Origin of the sequence: Pseudomonas sp. HMSC065H01 (assembly GCF_001815235.1) — a bacterium.
Taxonomy (GTDB): domain Bacteria; phylum Pseudomonadota; class Gammaproteobacteria; order Pseudomonadales; family Pseudomonadaceae; genus Pseudomonas; species Pseudomonas aeruginosa.
In genome coordinates, this window is the sequence record NZ_KV819897.1 from 1 (window position 1) to 16112 (window position 16112).

Here is a 16112-nt window from a genome sequence, read left to right on the forward strand (position 1 = left end):
CAGGTGGTGCGGGCCGGCCCAGATGTACAGGGTGATCAGCGCCCAGAAGTGGACGATGGACAGCCGGTAGGAGTAGACCGGGCGCCCGGCTTGCTTGGGCACGAAGTAGTACATCATGCCGAGGAAGCCGGTGGTCAGGAAGAAGCCCACGGCGTTGTGCCCGTACCACCACTGGACCATGGCATCGGTGGCGCCGGAGTACATCGAGTAGGACTTGAACCAGCTCACCGGCAGCGACATGTGGTTGACGATGTGCAGCATCGCGGTGGTCAGGATGAACGAGCCGAAGAACCAGTTGCCGACATAGATGTGCTTGACCTTGCGCTTGATCAGGGTGCCGAAGAACACTACCGCGTAGGCGACCCAGACGATCGCCAGCCAGATCGCGCCGGTGAACTCGATCTCGGCGTATTCCTTGGTGGTGGTGTTGCCCAGCGGCAGGCTGACCAGCAGGATCACCGCCACCGCCTGCCAGCCCCAGAAGGTGAAGGCGGCCAGGGTGTCGGAGAACAGTCGCACCTGGCAGGTACGCTGCACCGTGTAGTAGCTGGTGGCGAACAGCGCGCAGCCGCCGAAGGCGAAGATCACCAGGTTGGTATGCAGCGGCCGCAGGCGGCCGAAGCTGGTCCAGGGCAGGTCGAAGTTCATCTGGGGCCAGACCAGTTGCGAGGCGATCAGTACACCCAACCCCATGCCGATCACGCCCCATACCACGGTCATGATGGCGAACTGGCGAACCACCTTGTAGTTGTAGGCAGGTTCCGTCGTTGCTTTGTTCATCTGTACAGTCCCGAAAGAAATGAACAGCCGGCGACCGCCGTCGAGGGGGGAGACGGGGCGCCGGCCGGAGCCTGCAATCTAAGGGCTGGGGCGGGGGTAAAACAGCTTCAGGTCGATATGGAATTTGGGTATCAGATGGGGCGGGGGAAGGCGTTCGTGCAGGGCGGCGGCGCATACCGGGATGGGGGACGCGAGCCGATCATGGCGGATGACCGCGCGCGGTTATCCGCCCTACGCCGGGGTGGCTTTCCGTCTGCGGGGCGTCATCCCGCCAGCGACTGGGCGATCCGCCCGAGTGTCTCCATCGCCTTCTCCTGCCGCGCGCTCCACGGGTGCCCGTAGTTGAGCCGGGCGCAATGGGCGAAGCGGCGGGTGGCGGAGAAGATCGGCCCCGGGGCGAGGCTGATGCCCTGGGCCAGGGCCAGTTGGAACAGGCGCAGCGAGTCGACCGCCTCGGGCAACTCCAGCCAGAGGAAGTAGCCGCCGCTGGGACGGCTGACCCGGGTCTGCTCGGGGAAGTAACGCGCCACCGCCGCGAGCATGGCGTTCTGCTGGGTCTCCAGGGCGTAGCGCAGCTTGCGCAGGTGGCGGTCGTAGCCGCCGTGCTGGAGATAGTCGGCGATGGCCGCCTGGGCCGGGATCGACGCCGACAGGCTGGTCATCAGCTTCAGTCGCTCGATCTGCTCGGCGTAGCGTCCGCCGGCCACCCAGCCGACCCGGTAGCCCGGCGCCAGGCTCTTGGAGAAGGAACTGCAGTGCATCACCAGGCCTTCCTGGTCGTAGGCCTTGACCGGTTTCGGCGCCTGCTGGCCGAAGTACAGTTCGGCGTACACGTCGTCCTCGATCATCGGCACCTGGTGGCGCGCCAGCAGCTCGGCGAGGGCGCGTTTCTTCTCGTCGTCCATGCTCGCGCCCATCGGGTTCTGGAAGTTGCTCATGAACCAGCAGGCCTTGATCGGCAGGCGCTCCAGGCTGTCGGCGAGCACTTCCAGGTCGATGCCTTCACGCGGATGCACGGGGATTTCCACCGCCTTCAGCTTCAACCGTTCCAGCACCTGCAGGGTGGCGTAGAACGCCGGCGCCTCGATGGCCACCAGGTCGCCGGGACGGGTGACCACCTGCAGGCAGAGGTTGAGTGCCTCCAGCGCGCCGTTGCTGATGACCAGTTCTTCCACCGGCAGCAGCAGGCCGCCGACCATGTAGCGCAGGGCGATCTGCCGGCGCAGGCCATGGTTGCCCGGCGTCATGTCGGCGACCACCGACTGCGGGTCCATGTCGCGCACCGCGTGGGCCATCGAGCGCGCCAGGCGCGGCAGGGGAAACAGTTGCGGACTGGGGAACGCCGAGCCGAAGGGTACGGTGTCCGGGTCCTTGATCGAACTGAGTACGGAGAACACCAGCTCGCTGACGTCGACCTCGGTGGCGTCGGCCTGGCGCGGGCTGATCTCCGGTTCCGGCAGCGGCCGCTGCACGTGCTGGCAGACGAAGTAGCCGGAGCGTGCGCGGGCCATGATCAGCCCACGGCTTTCCAGCAGGTAGTAGGCCTGGAACACGGTGGAAGCGCTGACCCCGTAGGTACGGCTGGCGTGCCGTACCGAGGGCACCTTCTGCCCGGGGGCGAGGACGCCGGTGCGGATCAGCTCGGCAATCTCGTCGGCGAATTTCTCGTAGCGCTTCATCTTGTCCTGGCCGCTGTCCTGGCTGGCCGTGGGCACGGCCGCTGGCGCCCACTCTATGCGCGCCGGGACCGTGTTGTCATGCCTCATCGCGGCCTCCTCAGCGCGCCGGCGAAACGAAGGTGCTGGTGCTGCCGACCGCCAGGCTCGGGTCGTCGATGCCGCGCAGGCTGAACGCCAGCGGTTGCGAGCCGGCCCTGGCGCGTTCGGCGGTAGAGGCCACCGACACCGGGAAGTCGAGGATCTCGCCGGGCTTCAGGCTCAGGGTGTGCTCGCCCTGCAGGCGGAACTCCGGCGCGTCGTCGAGTTGCAGGCGATAGCGCTGCGGCTGCTGGGTCTTGTTGATGACCTTGAGGGTGTAGATGTTCTCGATCTGCCCGGCGGCGTTCTCGCGGAACAGCCCACGGTCGCGGGTCACGTCCAGCGAGGCCAGCGGGCGGGCATCCAGGGCGACGACGAAGGCGCCGATCATCGCCAGCATCACCGCCGCGTAGCCGACCAGGCGTGGACGCAGGAAGCGGGTCTGGCCACCTTCCAGGGCGCGTTCCGAGGTGTAGCGCACCAGGCCGCGTTCATAGCCCATCTTGTCCATGATCGAGTCGCAGGCGTCGACGCAGGCGGCGCAGCCGATGCAGGCGATCTGCAGGCCGTCGCGGATGTCGATGCCGGTGGGGCAGACCTGCACGCACTGCTGGCAGTCGATGCAGTCGCCGAGCCCTTGGGCGCGCGGATCGCTGCCTTTCTTGCGGGCGCCGCGGGACTCGCCGCGGGCGGCGTCGTAGGACACGATCAGGGTGTCCTTGTCGAACATCACGCTCTGGAAGCGCGAGTAGGGGCACATGTGGATGCACACCTGCTCGCGCAGCCAGCCGGCGTTGACATAGGTGGCGGCGGTGAAGAACAGCACCCAGAACAGGCTTTCCAGGTCCAGCTGGAAGCTGAACAGGTCGGCCACCAGCGGCCGCACCGGAGTGAAGTAGCCGATGAAGGTGATCGCCGTGACCAGGCTCACACCCAGCCACAGCGCGTGCTTGGCCGTTTTGCGCAAGAGCTTGGCGGCGCTCGCCGGACCCTGGTCGAGCTTGATCCGCGCATTGCGGTCGCCCTCGGTGACCTTCTCGCACCACATGAACACCCAGGTCCACACGCTCTGCGGGCAGGTATAGCCACACCAGACGCGACCGGCGAACACGGTGATGAAGAACAGGCCGAAGGCGGCGATGATCAGCAGCGCCGAGAGCAGGATGAAGTCCTGCGGCCAGAAGGTCGCGCCGAAAATGTAGAACTTGCGTTCGGGCAGGTCCCAGAGCACCGCCTGGCGGCCGTTCCAGTTCAGCCACAGGGTGCCGAAGAACAGCAGGAACAGCAGGCCGCCGCCGAGGCGGCGGAAGTTGCGGAACAGACCGGTGAAGCTGCGGGTGTAGATCGGGCCGTTCACCGCCGACGGCAGCTTGCCGGGCGCGGGCGGCTGTTTCGACGGAGCGGCCGGTGCGGCGGGCTCGACCTGGATCGCGGGAATTCTTTCGCTCATTTTTCGTAGGCCCATCAGGCTGGAGAGGCGGTTGCGACTATAGGAACCGGCTGATGGGCGAAACAGCGGCAGATCGAGCGGGAAAAACCGTATCAGATGCCTCCGGAAAGCAGCGGCCCAGCATTGCCGCGGGTTGCCGGGCGACCTCGGGCAGTACAGATATGCGCCCCGTGGCAACCGGTCGCAGGCGGCACGAATTCGCCGCCGTCGGCCATCTGATGTGTTTTTTTCGGCGGAATCTGCCGCTGTTTCGCTGTCTGTACGCGGGCGATAGTGGGTGCCAGTGAACACCGGCCCATCCTGTCGCCAGAAACAGGGGCGCAGCCGGTCCCCGGTTTCTTCGCCACGCACCCTGCCCGTCATCGGTGGAGAAACCCTGTCGATGAGGGCTTTGCGATGTACCAGTACGACGAATACGACCAGGCGCTGGTGAGCGAGCGGGTGGCGCAGTTCCGCGACCAGATCGCCCGCCGCCTCGACGGCGAACTGAGCGAGGAGGAGTTCCTCCCGCTGCGCCTGCAGAACGGCCTGTACCTGCAGAAGCACGCCTACATGCTGCGCGTGGCGATTCCCTACGGCACCCTCTCGTCGCCGCAACTGCGCGCCTTGGCGCACGTCGCCCGGCACTACGACCGCGGCTACGGGCACTTCACCACGCGGCAGAACATCCAGTTCAACTGGATCGAACTGGAGCAGGTCGGCGATATCCTCGAACACCTCGCCGGCGCGCAGATGCATGCGATCCAGACCTCCGGCAACTGCGTGCGCAACATCACCACCGAAGCCTTCGCCGGGGTCGCCGCGGACGAATGGACCGACCCCCGGCCGCTGGCCGAGATCCTGCGCCAGTGGTCGACGGTGAACCCGGAGTTCCTGTTCCTCCCGCGCAAGTTCAAGATCGCCCTCAGTTCGGCGGTGGAAGACCGCGCCGCGGTGCAGATGCACGACATCGGCCTGTACCTTTACCGCCACCCCGACGCCGGCGAGTTGCGCCTGCGGGTCCTGGTCGGCGGCGGCCTGGGACGCACGCCGATGCTCGGCCAGGTGATCCGCGACGACCTGCCCTGGCAGCACCTGTTGTCCTACGTCGAGGCGATCCTGCGGGTCTACAACCGCTACGGCCGGCGCGACAACAAGTACAAGGCGCGGATCAAGATCCTGGTCAAGGCGCTGGGCATCGAGGCTTTCGCCCGCGAGGTGGAGGAAGAGTGGCAGCACCTGCGCGACGGCCCGGCGCAACTGACTGCCGAGGAGTGCCAGCGGGTCGCCGAGCGCTTCGTATTGCCGCGCTACCTGCCGCCGGCCGGCGGCGAGCTGGCCTACGGCAGCGCCCGTGCGGCCGATCCGGCCTTCGCCCGCTGGGCCTCGCGCAACGTCCAGGCGCACAAGGTGCCGGGCTACGCCTCGGTGGTGCTGTCGACCAAGCCCGGCGCCAGCGCGCCGCCGGGCGACGTCACCGCGGAGCAGATGGAACGCGTCGCCGACTGGGCCGAGCGCTACGGTTTCGGCGAGATCCGTGTGGCCCACGAACAGAACCTGGTGCTCCCCGACGTGCGCCTGGAGAACCTCCACGCGCTGTGGCGCGAGGCCTGCGCAGCCGGCCTCGGCACGCCTAACCAAGGCCTGCTCAGCGACATCATCGCCTGTCCCGGCGGCGACTACTGCGCGCTGGCCAACGCCAAGTCGATCCCCATCGCCCAGGGTATCCAGCAGCGCTTCGAGGACCTCGACCACCTGCACGACATCGGCGAGCTTAGCCTGAACATCTCCGGCTGCATGAACGCCTGCGGCCACCACCACATCGGCAACATCGGCATCCTCGGCGTCGACAAGAACGGCAGCGAGTGGTACCAGGTCACCCTCGGCGGCGCCCAGGGCAAGGACAGCGCGCTGGGCAAGGTGATCGGGCCATCGTTCAGCGCTGCCGAGGTGCCGGCGGTGATCGAACGGATCGTCGAAACCTTCACCGACCTGCGGGTCGGCCCGGAACGTTTCATCGACACCTTCAACCGGGTCGGCCTGGAGCCGTTCAAGGCCCGGGTCTACGCCAGGATGGAGGAACCGGCATGAACAACCTGATCCGTTTGCGCGATGGCGTCGCCGAGGTCTGCCGCGACGATCCCTGGCAACTCCTGCGCGAGTTGCCCGACGCGCTGCCGCCGGGGCCGTTGCTGCTGCCTCTGGCGGCCTGGCTGGAGCGCCGCGGCGAGGCCGGAGCCGCCGCGCCCTGGCTGGCGCCGGACGATGAGGTGGAGGCCTTGCTGCCGCACTTCGCCGAGCTGCCGCTGGTCGCCGTCGATTTCCCCAGCTTCCGCGACGGTCGTGGCTACAGCCTGGCCTACCTGCTGCGCGTGCGCCTGGGGTGGAGCGGCGAGTTGCGCGCAGTGGGCGACGTGTTGCGCGACCAGCTCAGCCATATGCGCCAGTGCGGCTTCGATGCCTTCGCGGTGCGCGAGGACAAGAACGTCGAGGACGCGCTCAAGGGGCTGGCGGGCTTGAGCGTGCTCTACGGCCGCTCGGCGATCGAGCCGCGACCGTTGTTCCGCCGACGCTAGGCATACGCCCCCGGACCGACGCCGATACCTGCCGCAACGCCGACCTGGCCCCTCTCCCGCAGCGGGAGCGGGGCGCACCCCTCAGCCGTAGACCGAGGAACTGGCGGACGGCGCCGGCGCGCCGCCCTTGAAGCGCCCCGCCAGCTCGCGCAGCGAACGCATCAGCAGGCTGGTGTCCACGCCCACCGCGACGAACGCGCAGCCCAGCTCCAGGTAGCGCCGCGCCAGTGTCTCGTCGGCGGAGAGGATGCCGGCGGCCTTGCCGGCCGTGCGGATGCGGTGGATGGCGTCCTCTATGGCCGCCTGCACCTCGGGATGGCCTGGATTGCCGCGATGGCCCATGGCTGCGCTGAGGTCGGCCGGACCGATGAACACGCCGTCGACGCCCTCGACGGCGGCGATCGCGTCGAGGTTGGCCAGGCCCTCCAGGTTTTCCACCTGGACCAGCAGGCACATCTGCTCGTCGGCGTGGTTCAGGTACTCCGCCACGCTGTTCCAGCGCGAGGCCCGGGCCAGCGCACTGCCGACCCCGCGTACGCCCGCCGGCGGATAGCGCACGGCGCGCACCAGCCCTTCGGCCTGGGCGGCGCTGTCGACCATAGGTACCAGCAGGGTCTGCGCGCCGATGTCGAGCAATTGCTTGATCAGCGCAGTGTCGCCCTGCACCGGGCGGATCACCGGCTGGCCGGGGTAGGGCGCCAGCGCCTGCAACTGGCCGAGCAGGCTGCGCAGGTCGTTGGGCGCGTGCTCGCCGTCCAGCAGCAGCCAGTCGAAGCCGGCGTTGGCGGCCAGCTCCGCGCAGTAGGGATCGGCCAGGCCGAGCCACAGGCCGATCTGCGCCTCGCCGCTGCGCAGGCGTTGCTTGAAGCGATTGACGGGCAGGTCCATGGAAATGCCTCCTCAGACGAAACGGCAGGAGATGCTGCCGAGCAGGTCGTAGTCGACGTGGAAGGTGTCCCCCGGCGCGGCCGCCACCGGGCGGGTGAAGGAGCCGCCGAGGATCACCTGGCCGGCCTCCAGGCAGACGCCGTAGGGCGCCAGCTTGTTGGCCAGCCAGGCGACGCCCTTGGCCGGGTGGTTGAGCACCGCGGCGGAGACGCCAGACTCCTCGATCACGCCATTGCGGTAGAGGATCGCCGGTACCCGCCGCAGGTCGATATCGCCTGGCCGTACGGCCCGGCCGCCCATCACCACGCCGGCGTTGGCGGCGTTGTCGGAGATGGTGTCGAAGACCTTGCGCGTGACTTTCGTTTGCGGGTCGACCTGCTGGATGCGCGCATCGATGATCTCCAGCGCCGGGATCACCCACTCGGTGGCCTCGAGCACGTCGAACAGGGTGCAGCCCGGTCCCTTCAGCGGCTTGCCGAGGATGAACGCCAGCTCCACCTCGACCCGCGGCACGATGAAGCGCTGGAAGGGGATGTCGCTGCCCTCCTCGAAGAACATGTCGTCGAGCAAGGCGCCGTAGTCCGGCTCGCTGATGTTCGACGAGACCTGCATGGCGCGCGAGGTCAGGCCGATCTTGTGGCCCTTGAGCACGCGCCCGTCGGCGATCTTGCGCTCGACCCAGGCGCGCTGGATGGCGTAGGCGTCCTCGATGGCGATGTCCGGGTAGTCGAGGGAGAACTGCCTTACCTGCTGGCGCGAGCGTTCGGCGGCGTCGAGGCGGTTGGCGGCTTCCTGGATCAGACGGGGATCGAGCATGGTCGGGGTCTCTCGGTTCAGCGTGGGTTGACCACGGCGGCGGGGGTCCGCAGGACCAGGCCGGCGCCGAGGGCGATGAGGATGGCCAGCAGGTACAGGGCCAGGCTGGCGCTCTGGGTGGTGTCGCGCATCCAGCCGATCAGGTAGGGCGCGAGGAAGGCGGCGATGCTGCCGAAGGAACTGATCAGGGCGATTCCGGCGGCCAGGGTGGCGCTGGAAAGGAAGGCCGGCGGCAGTTGCCAGAACATCGGCAGGGCGGCGCTGGCGCCCATCCCGGCGATCACCAGGCCGCCCATCACCAGCCAGGCGCTGGTCGGTGCCAGGGCCGCCAGGCTGAGCCCGGCGGCGGCCATCAGCAACGGAATGCCCAGGTGCCAGCGGCGCTCGCGCAGGCGGTCGGAGGAACGGCCGATGAAGATCATGAAGGCGCAGCCGGCGAGATAGGGCACCGCGCTGAGCATGCCGATGCGGCTGTCCTGGGCGATGCCGGCGCCATGGATCAGGCTCGGCATCCAGAACGCGATGGTGTTCACCGCCAGCATCACCGCGAAATAGATCGCCACCAGCAGCCACACCTGCGGATTGCTGAAGATGCCGGAGAAGGAGGTGATGGTCTTGCGCTGCTCCTCGCCGGCCAGTTCCTCGCGCAGCAGGTGCTTCTGTTCGTCGCTGAGCCACGTCACCCGTTCGAAGCTTTCCGGCAGCGAGCACCAGACCACCACGCCGAGCAACACAACCGGCAGGCCTTCGATCAGGAACATCCACTGCCAGCCGCGCAGTCCGAGGGCGTCATGGAAGCCTTCTAGGATCCAGCCCGAAAGCGGTCCGCCGATCACCCCGGCCATGGGCACGGCGATGGCGAACAGAGCGGTGATCTGCCCGCGTCGGCGCGCCGGGAACCAACGGTTCAGGTAGACCAGGATTCCGGGGAAGAAGCCGGCCTCGGCGACCCCCAGGAGAAAGCGCAGCAGGTAGAAGCCGCGCGCGGTCTCCACCAGCAGCATGGCGGTGGAGAGACAGCCCCAGACCAGCATCAGGCAGGCGATCCAGCGGCGCGGGCCGATCCGTTCCAGCATCAGGTTGCTGGGCAGGCCGAACAGCGCATAGGCGATGAAGAACAGCCCGGCGCCGAGACCGTAGACGGTGTCGCTGAAGTGCAGGTCGGCGCTCATCTGCAACTTGGCGAAACCGATGTTGATGCGGTCCAGATGGGCGAAGACGTAGCACACCAGCAGCAGCGGCATCAGCCGCCAGGTGACGCGGTCGTGGGTGCTGTCGCTGAGAGGCAGGGTGGTGCTGTTCAGGGTGCTGGCTGTGCTCATGATCTTGTACTTTTTGTGAGCGCCCGGACGTCCCGGCGACCTGTCGGTGGCCGGGAGGCGAGCTGGGTGAGTGCAGCGTTATGGCGGGCCGGTCAGTCCGCCGGGTTGTTCAGGAATTCATGCACGTTGTTGCGCTTGTAGTTCAGCTCCGCGTCCAGTTCGGTGAGTTCGAAGGACAGCGCCAGCAGGCGTCGCGCCTGGAGCTCGGCGAAGTGCGCGGTGATCACCTCGAAAAGTGCCTCGGCGACTTGCCGGCGAGTCTCCAGGTCGCGACCGGCGCCGACTTTCAGGGTCATGTGGACGAAGGCGTAGTCGTGCTTGCCGTCGGCCATGCGCCAGGTGTCCAGGCGCACGCCGCGGCTGCGGATGCCGCCGAGCGGGAAAACGCCGCTGGCGCCAAGGCAGGCGTGGACCTTCTCGAACAGGCCGGGCAGGTCGGCTTCGGCTTCGATGTTGTCGGTGTATTCGGCGATGAAGTGCGGCATGGTGGCGTCCTCAGAGGCGGCTGGCGCAACTGGCGCCGGCCGGGTTGCCGGCTTGGGCGGCGGGGATCGCCGAGCCGTCCTGGGCGGTGACCGGGAATACCGCGTTGATCTGCCCGGTGCCGGAGGAGCCGAAGTAGGGCGTCACCACCTCCGCCTTGCCGTCGTAGGCCGACCAGCCGAGGGCGCCGAGGAGCATCGCGGTGTCGTGCATGAAGCCTTCGCCATGGCCCTTGGAGGCGTACTCGGGGAGCATCCCGCAGAACTCGGCCCAGCGGCCCTCCTGCCACATCTGCACGACTTCATGATCGAGAACCTCGAGGAACGGGCTCCAGATGCGGTCGGAGAAGTCCGGCGCCTGGCCGTTCTGGGCGAAGCGGTGGGACAGCGAGCCGCTGGCGAGGAACGCCACCGTGCCGTCGTAGTGCTCTTCCACCGCCTTGCGCATGGCCCAGCCCAGGCGCGCGCTGTCGTTCAGGTAATGCACGGTGCACAGGGCGGAGACCGAGACCACCTTGAAGTGGCGGTCCTGGTTCATGTAGCGCATCGGTACCAGGGTGCCGTACTCCGGGCCGAGGGTGGTGGCGTCGTGGGCCAGGGTCTCCACGCCGAGCGCGTTGCAGCCCTCGGCGAGGATGCGGCCCAGCTCCGGGTTGCCGGGGAAGCCGTACTCCATGTTGGCGATGAAGTGCGGCAACTCGTTGCTGGTGTAGAGCCCCTCGAAGTGCGGCGCGCAGTTGATGTGGTAGCCGGCGTTGACCAGCCAGTGGGTGTCGAACACCACGATGGTGTCGACCCCCAGTTCGCGGCAGCGCCGGCCGATCTCGCGGTGCCCGTCGATCGCCGGCTGGCGGCAGCCGTGGCGCGGGCCGGGCAGCTCGGACAGGTACAGCGAGGGTACGTGGGTGATCTTGGCAGCCAGAGCGACTTTGCCCATGACGATTCTCCTGGTGGCCCGTTGGGCCTGGCAGCGGGCGCGGCCGCTGGCGGCTCGCCCGGATTCTTCTGATTGTGTCTGCACGCCGGCGCTGCTGGCGGCCTCGGGCGGCCGCTCTGAACGAGCGCGCCCTACACGCCCCAGCGGGGGATGTGATGGCTGCCCATGGATATACACACGTTCTTGATCTCGGCGAATACCTCGAAGCTGTATTCCCCGCCTTCGCGTCCGGTGCCCGAGGCCTTCACCCCGCCGAACGGCTGGCGCAGGTCGCGCACGTTCTGGCTGTTGATGAAGACCATCCCGGCCTCGATGCCGCGTGCCAGGCGATGGGCCTTGCCGATGTCCTGGGTCCAGATGTAGGAGGCCAGGCCGTATTCCACGTCGTTGGCCAGGCGCAGCGCCTCGGCTTCGTCCTTGAACGGGATCAGGCAGACCACCGGGCCGAAGATCTCCTCCTGGGCGATGCGCATGCGGTTGTCCACGTCGGCGAACACCGTGGGCTGGATGAACTGCCCCTTGCTCAGGTGCGCCGGCAGGCCGGTCGGACGCTCCAGGCCGCCGGCCACCAGGGTGGCGCCTTCCTCGAGGCCGATGCGGATGTAGCCGGTGACCTTGTCGTAGTGGGCCTGGGTGATCATCGAGCCGACCTGGGTCTTCGGGTCCTGCGGATCGCCGACGATCAGGCGCCTGGCGCGCGCGGCGAACTCGGCGACGAACTGCGGGTAGACGCTCTCCTGGACGAAGATGCGACTGCCGGCGGTGCAGCGCTCGCCGTTCAGCGAGAAGATGGTGAACAGCGCGGCGTCCAGCGCCCGCTCGAGGTCGGCGTCTTCGAAGACCAGCACCGGCGACTTGCCGCCCAGTTCCATCGAGTATTTCTTGATCCCGGCCGCCTCCATGATCCGTCGCCCGGTGGCGGTGCCGCCGGTGAAGGACACCGCGCGCACGTCGCGGTGGCGGACCAGCGCGTCGCCGGCGCTGGCGCCGTAGCCCTGAACCACGTTGAACACCCCCGGCGGAATGCCCGCCTCGTGCACCAGGCGGCCCAGCTCGTTGGCGGTCAGCGGCGACAGCTCGGACATCTTCAGCACCGCCGTGTTGCCCAGCGCCAGGCACGGCGCGGTCTTCCAGGTGGCGGTCATGAACGGTACGTTCCACGGCGAGACCAGTCCACAGACGCCCACCGGCTGGTACAGGGTGTAGTTGAGCATCTGGTCGTCGACCGGATAGCTGTGCCCGTTCATCCGCGTGCAGACTTCGGCGAAGAACTCGAAGTTGTGCGAGGCGCGCGGGATCAGCACGTTCTTCGTCTGGTGGATCGGCAGGCCGGTGTCGAGGGTCTCCAGTTCCGCCAGGTGCGGCACGTTCCGGTCGATCAGCTCGCCGAGCCGGCGCATCAGGCGCGCGCGCTCCTTGGCCGGGGTATTGGCCCATTTCGGGAAGGCTTCCCGGGCCGCCGCCACCGCCGCGTCGATTTCCGCCGCGCCGCCGCTGGCGACCTCGCCGATCAGCTCGCCGGTGGCCGGGTTGTAGTTCTCGAAGACGTCCTTGCTTTCGACCTCGCGGCCATTGATCCAGTGTTTGATCATTCTGCGTGCTCCTGTGCGCGGGCGCGGAAGAATTCGGCCTCGCTGACGATTCGGTTGACCAGGCGACCGACGCCTTCCACCTCCACCACCACTTCGTCGCCGGGGACCACGTCGGACAGGCCTTCCGGTGTGCCGGTGGCGATCATGTCGCCCGGCTGCAGGGTCATGAAGCTGGAGAAGTATTCGATCAGGTAGGGGATGTCGAAGATCATGTCCGCGGTGCTGCCTTCCTGGCGCAGCTCGCCGTTGACCCAGGTGCGCAGGGTCAGCCGGTTCGGCTCGGGAACCTCGGCCGCGTCGACGATCCACGGCCCCACCGGGGTGGTGGCGTCGCGGTTCTTCACCCGCAGGTTGGGCCGGTAGTAGTTCTCCAGGTAGTCGCGGATCGCGTAGTCGTTGCACACCGTGTAGCCGGCCAGGTAGCCGAGGGCGTCCTCGCGGCGGACGTTGCGCGCCGGCTTGCCGATCACCGCCACCAGTTCGCACTCGTAGTGCATGTAGTCGACGTTGTCCGGACGCCAGCTGACCTGGCGGTGGCCGGTGTAGGTGCCCGGCGACTTGATGAACGCCAGCGGTTCGCTGGGCGCCTTGAACGACAGTTCGGCGGCATGGTCGGCGTAGTTCAGGCCGAGGGCGAACATGCTCCCGGTGGCCGGCGGCAGCCACTCCACCCGGTCCTCGGCGAGCAGGGTGCCGTCGGCCAGGCGGACGGCGTTGGCGTCTTCCACGGTGACCTGGTGAACCCGGCCCTGGTAGCGGATGCGTGCGTGTTTCATGGTCGGTTCCTCATTCCGCGACGATGCTGTTGGCGAGGCGGCCGAGGCCGTCGATCTCGACCTCGACGCGGTCGCCGGGATGCACGTCGACGCGCCCTTCGGGGGTGCCGGTGATCAGCACGTCGCCGGCGTGCAGGGTCATGAACTCGCTGATCTCGGCGATCAGCCGCGGGATGTCGCGCACCAGGTTGGCGGTGTTGTTGCGTTGGCGCAGTTCGCCGTTGACGTACAGCTTCAGCTCCAGCGCATGGGGATCGGCGATCTCCTGCGTCGGCACCAGTTGCGGACCGAACGGGCAGAAGCCGTCGCGGCACTTGGCTTTCACCGCCGGGCGGTAGTAGCTGTCTTCCGGCAGGCTGAACTCGTTGACGATCACGTAGCCGGCGACATGCGCCATGGCCTCTTCCTCCTTCACCCGGCTGGCGTCGCGAGCGATCACCACGCCCAGCGCCGGGCCCGGTTGCAGGCGCTCGACGCCGCGCGGGAAGAGCACCGGGGCGTCGTGCTCGTTGCGGGTATTCGGTGTCTTGATGAACAACACCGGCTTCACCGGCGGCTTCTGGTAGGGCGGCTGCTGGAACTCCGGCAGGCGGCTGTCGAGCAGGCCCTTGTAGTTCAGCGCGACGCCGAACAGGGTGCCGGCGGCGACGTCATTCAGTGCGCGGCTCATTGTGGTGGTGTCTCCTGGCGCGATAAGCGAACGGCGAGGGGGCCGTCCTGGCGAAAACTCGTTAATGTGTTAACGTTATATTTAACATGTTAATGATCGTCAACCCCGGTTGCTGCGCCATTCGTCCCGGGGAGGTGGCAAGAGGCGCCGTCTGCGGTATACGGAAGCCCGCGACGGCTTGCGTGCGCAGCCGGGAAGAACAACAAAGAGAAGATCGCCATGCCAGAGCGCCAGCCGATCCCCAACATCAACATCGGGCAGGTCTACGACCAGCGCTATGCCGACGCCGAGGTGCACTACGATGCGCTGGGCAACCTGGCCGGATTCTTCGGTCGCAACATGCCGGCGCACCGGCACGACCGCTTCTTCCAGGTGCACTACGTGAAGAACGGCGCGGTGCGGGTCTATCTTGACGAGCGCCAGTACCTGGAGTCGGGGCCGATGTTCTTCCTCACCCCGCCGACCGTGCCGCACGCCTTCGTCACCGAGGCGGACGCCGATGGCCATGTGCTGACCGTGCGCCAGCAACTGGTGTGGAGCCTCACCGAGGCCGAGCCGGGCCTGGCGCCCGGCCCGCAGGTGGCGCCGGCCTGTGTGGCGCTGGGCAACCTGGAGGGCGGCGCGGCCGAGGAGGCGGCGCGCCTGGCGCTGCTCTTCGAGCAGTTGCGCAGCGAGTCGATGGCCAGCCGTCCCGGCCGCCAGCAGACGCTGCTGGCGCTGACCCGCCTGGTCATGATCAGCCTGCTGCGTCTCTCGGCCAATTCGGTGGCTGCGCGGCCGATGCGCCACGAAGACCTGCAGATCTTCCAGCGCTTCAACGCGCTGATCGAGGAGCGCTATGCCGAGCACTGGCCGCTGTCGCTCTACGCCAGCCGCATCGGCGTCACCGAGGCGCGCCTCAACGACGTCTGCCGGCGCATCGCCGACCTGCCGTCGAAGCGCCTGGTGTACGAACGGCTTATGCAGGAGTCCAAGCGCCTGCTGCTGTTCACCGGCGGCTCGGTGAACGAGATCTGCTACCAGCTCGGCTTCAAGGACCCGGCCTACTTCAGTCGTTTCTTCGTGCGTTACGCAGGGCTTACCCCCAGCGCTTACCGCCAGCGACAGGCCGACGGGGAGTCCCGTCGCTGAGCGGGTGGGCGGGTATACTCGCGCTCCCACTCGAACAGGAAGCGTTTCTCCATGCATGATGCAGCCACCTCCATGCCGCCGCAGGCTCCCTCAACCTGGGCCGACTACCTTGCCGGCTACCGCTGGCGAGGGCAGGGCGAAGGATGTTCCGCGGCCACGGTCCACCGCCTGGAGGCTGCGCGGCGGCCGACCCTGTTCGTCAAGCAGGAAGTGCTGTCCGCACATGCCGAGCTGCCCGCCGAAATCGCCCGCCTGCGCTGGCTGCACGGTGCCGGCATCGATTGCCCGCAGGTGCTGAACGAAACCCAGAGCGACGGCCGGCAATGGCTGCTGATGAGCGCAGTGCCGGGGGACACGCTGTCCGCGCTGGCGCAGCGCGGCGAGCTGGAGCCCGAGCGCCTGGTGCGCCTGGTGGCCGCCGCCCTGCGCCGGCTGCACGATCTCGATCCGGCCGCCTGTCCCTTCGACCATCGCCTGGAACGGCGTCTGGACACCGTGCGCCAGCGGGTCGAGGCCGGGCTGGTGGACGAGGCGGACTTCGACGACGACCATCGCGGTCGCAGCGCCACGGAGCTGTACCGCCTGCTGCTCGACCGGCGTCCGGCGGTCGAAGACCTGGTGGTCGCCCATGGCGACGCCTGCCTGCCAAATCTGCTGGCGGAGGGGCGGCGCTTCAGCGGCTTCATCGATTGCGGGCGGCTCGGCGTCGCCGACCGGCACCAGGACCTGGCCCTGGCCGCGCGGGACATCGAGGCCGAACTCGGCGCGGCCTGGGCCGAGGCCTTCCTCGTCGAATACGGCGGCGATATCGACGGCGAACGGCTGGCGTACTTCAGGCTATTGGACGAGTTCTTCTAGAGTAGGGCCGGTTCGGATCCGGACTGGATTCGGCCTGCCGTTGCACGAAAACGAGGTACAACGGCATCGGCCACTATCGCCAACGCCACCGCGCGCCC

At 67.8% G+C, this 16112-nt stretch carries 15 protein-coding genes; 4 read left to right on the forward strand and 11 right to left on the reverse strand.

All coding sequences use genetic code 11. The annotated features are described in order from the left end of the window. From HMPREF3014_RS17930 to ccoG, 3 genes are all read right to left on the reverse strand, one after another. Window positions 1–780: cbb3-type cytochrome c oxidase subunit I (locus HMPREF3014_RS17930; RefSeq protein ID WP_045108362.1), on the reverse strand; the 780-nt coding region annotated here is incomplete at its 3' end. A gap of 263 nt (window positions 781–1043) precedes the next feature. Further along, entirely contained in the window at window positions 1044–2459 is a 1416-nt protein-coding gene (gene mapR, locus HMPREF3014_RS17935; protein ID WP_003101248.1) for a GntR family transcriptional regulator MpaR, read from the reverse strand. Window positions 2460–2556: 97 nt separating this feature from the next. Beyond that, complete coding sequence (gene ccoG, locus HMPREF3014_RS17940; protein WP_003137552.1) at window positions 2557–4278, reverse strand: cytochrome c oxidase accessory protein CcoG; 1722 nt, start codon at window positions 4276–4278, stop codon at window positions 2557–2559. 105 nt (window positions 4279–4383) lie between these two features. On the opposite strand from ccoG, the gene HMPREF3014_RS17945 reads away from it, so the two are divergent. Beyond that, complete coding sequence (locus HMPREF3014_RS17945; RefSeq protein WP_003101256.1) at window positions 4384–6057, forward strand: nitrite/sulfite reductase; 1674 nt, start codon at window positions 4384–4386, stop codon at window positions 6055–6057. After that, window positions 6054–6542 carry a DUF934 domain-containing protein gene (locus HMPREF3014_RS17950; RefSeq protein ID WP_003101258.1) on the forward strand — a complete coding sequence of 163 codons (489 nt, stop codon included), beginning with the start codon at window positions 6054–6056 and terminating at the stop codon, window positions 6540–6542. Before HMPREF3014_RS17945 ends, HMPREF3014_RS17950 begins: the two co-directional genes overlap by 4 nt. 81 nt (window positions 6543–6623) lie before the next feature. Here HMPREF3014_RS17950 and hpaI read toward each other — a convergent pair whose 3' ends face one another. From hpaI to HMPREF3014_RS17990, 8 genes are all read right to left on the reverse strand, one after another. Beyond that, a complete protein-coding gene (hpaI, locus tag HMPREF3014_RS17955) occupies window positions 6624–7430 on the reverse strand; it encodes a 4-hydroxy-2-oxoheptanedioate aldolase (RefSeq protein WP_003113007.1) in 807 nt (268 codons plus the stop codon). A 12-nt stretch (window positions 7431–7442) separates the two neighbouring features. After that, a complete protein-coding gene (gene hpaH / locus HMPREF3014_RS17960; RefSeq protein ID WP_003101261.1) occupies window positions 7443–8246 on the reverse strand; it encodes a 2-oxo-hept-4-ene-1,7-dioate hydratase in 804 nt (267 codons plus the stop codon). Between the two features lie 17 nt (window positions 8247–8263). Next, window positions 8264–9568 carry an MFS transporter gene (locus HMPREF3014_RS17965; RefSeq protein WP_003101263.1) on the reverse strand — a complete coding sequence of 435 codons (1305 nt, stop codon included), beginning with the start codon at window positions 9566–9568 and terminating at the stop codon, window positions 8264–8266. A 92-nt stretch (window positions 9569–9660) separates the two neighbouring features. Continuing rightward, window positions 9661–10053, reverse strand: a complete 393-nt coding sequence (locus tag HMPREF3014_RS17970; protein ID WP_003093450.1) for a 5-carboxymethyl-2-hydroxymuconate Delta-isomerase — start codon at window positions 10051–10053, stop codon at window positions 9661–9663. A gap of 10 nt (window positions 10054–10063) precedes the next feature. Next, window positions 10064–10987: a 3,4-dihydroxyphenylacetate 2,3-dioxygenase gene (gene hpaD / locus HMPREF3014_RS17975; RefSeq protein ID WP_003093449.1), complete on the reverse strand. Its 924-nt coding sequence runs from the start codon at window positions 10985–10987 to the stop codon at window positions 10064–10066. A 131-nt stretch (window positions 10988–11118) separates the two neighbouring features. Beyond that, window positions 11119–12579, reverse strand: coding sequence for a 5-carboxymethyl-2-hydroxymuconate semialdehyde dehydrogenase (hpaE, locus tag HMPREF3014_RS17980; protein ID WP_003093448.1), 1461 nt, complete (start codon window positions 12577–12579; stop codon window positions 11119–11121). Beyond that, on the reverse strand, window positions 12576–13355 hold the full coding sequence (locus HMPREF3014_RS17985; protein WP_003110132.1) for a fumarylacetoacetate hydrolase family protein: 780 nt from the start codon (window positions 13353–13355) through the stop codon (window positions 12576–12578). Before HMPREF3014_RS17985 ends, hpaE begins: the two co-directional genes overlap by 4 nt. A gap of 10 nt (window positions 13356–13365) precedes the next feature. Beyond that, window positions 13366–14025, reverse strand: a complete 660-nt coding sequence (locus HMPREF3014_RS17990) for a fumarylacetoacetate hydrolase family protein (protein WP_003110133.1) — start codon at window positions 14023–14025, stop codon at window positions 13366–13368. 219 nt (window positions 14026–14244) lie between these two features. On the opposite strand from HMPREF3014_RS17990, the gene hpaA reads away from it, so the two are divergent. Continuing rightward, complete coding sequence (gene hpaA, locus HMPREF3014_RS17995) at window positions 14245–15156, forward strand: 4-hydroxyphenylacetate catabolism regulatory protein HpaA (RefSeq protein WP_003093443.1); 912 nt, start codon at window positions 14245–14247, stop codon at window positions 15154–15156. A gap of 51 nt (window positions 15157–15207) precedes the next feature. After that, window positions 15208–16014 (forward strand): aminoglycoside O-phosphotransferase APH(3')-IIb, encoded by an 807-nt coding sequence (locus HMPREF3014_RS18000; RefSeq protein ID WP_003113011.1) that lies wholly within the window; start codon window positions 15208–15210, stop codon window positions 16012–16014. Window positions 16015–16112: the final 98 nt, after the last annotated feature.

What these genes read in the sequence shown, in the direction of transcription:
- HMPREF3014_RS17990 (WP_003110133.1), bottom strand. Translation starts at nt 14,025, where the DNA reads ATGAGCCGCGCACTGAATGACGTCGCCGCCGGCACCCTGTTCGGCGTC.
- hpaE (WP_003093448.1), bottom strand. Translation starts at nt 12,579, where the DNA reads ATGATCAAACACTGGATCAATGGCCGCGAGGTCGAAAGCAAGGACGTC.
- HMPREF3014_RS17965 (WP_003101263.1), bottom strand. Translation starts at nt 9,568, where the DNA reads ATGAGCACAGCCAGCACCCTGAACAGCACCACCCTGCCTCTCAGCGAC.
- hpaI (WP_003113007.1), bottom strand. Translation starts at nt 7,430, where the DNA reads ATGGACCTGCCCGTCAATCGCTTCAAGCAACGCCTGCGCAGCGGCGAG.
- hpaA (WP_003093443.1), top strand. Translation starts at nt 14,245, where the DNA reads ATGCCAGAGCGCCAGCCGATCCCCAACATCAACATCGGGCAGGTCTAC.
- HMPREF3014_RS17985 (WP_003110132.1), bottom strand. Translation starts at nt 13,355, where the DNA reads ATGAAACACGCACGCATCCGCTACCAGGGCCGGGTTCACCAGGTCACC.
- HMPREF3014_RS18000 (WP_003113011.1), top strand. Translation starts at nt 15,208, where the DNA reads ATGCATGATGCAGCCACCTCCATGCCGCCGCAGGCTCCCTCAACCTGG.
- mapR (WP_003101248.1), bottom strand. Translation starts at nt 2,459, where the DNA reads ATGAAGCGCTACGAGAAATTCGCCGACGAGATTGCCGAGCTGATCCGC.
- hpaD (WP_003093449.1), bottom strand. Translation starts at nt 10,987, where the DNA reads ATGGGCAAAGTCGCTCTGGCTGCCAAGATCACCCACGTACCCTCGCTG.
- HMPREF3014_RS17950 (WP_003101258.1), top strand. Translation starts at nt 6,054, where the DNA reads ATGAACAACCTGATCCGTTTGCGCGATGGCGTCGCCGAGGTCTGCCGC.
- HMPREF3014_RS17945 (WP_003101256.1), top strand. Translation starts at nt 4,384, where the DNA reads ATGTACCAGTACGACGAATACGACCAGGCGCTGGTGAGCGAGCGGGTG.
- HMPREF3014_RS17970 (WP_003093450.1), bottom strand. Translation starts at nt 10,053, where the DNA reads ATGCCGCACTTCATCGCCGAATACACCGACAACATCGAAGCCGAAGCC.
- hpaH (WP_003101261.1), bottom strand. Translation starts at nt 8,246, where the DNA reads ATGCTCGATCCCCGTCTGATCCAGGAAGCCGCCAACCGCCTCGACGCC.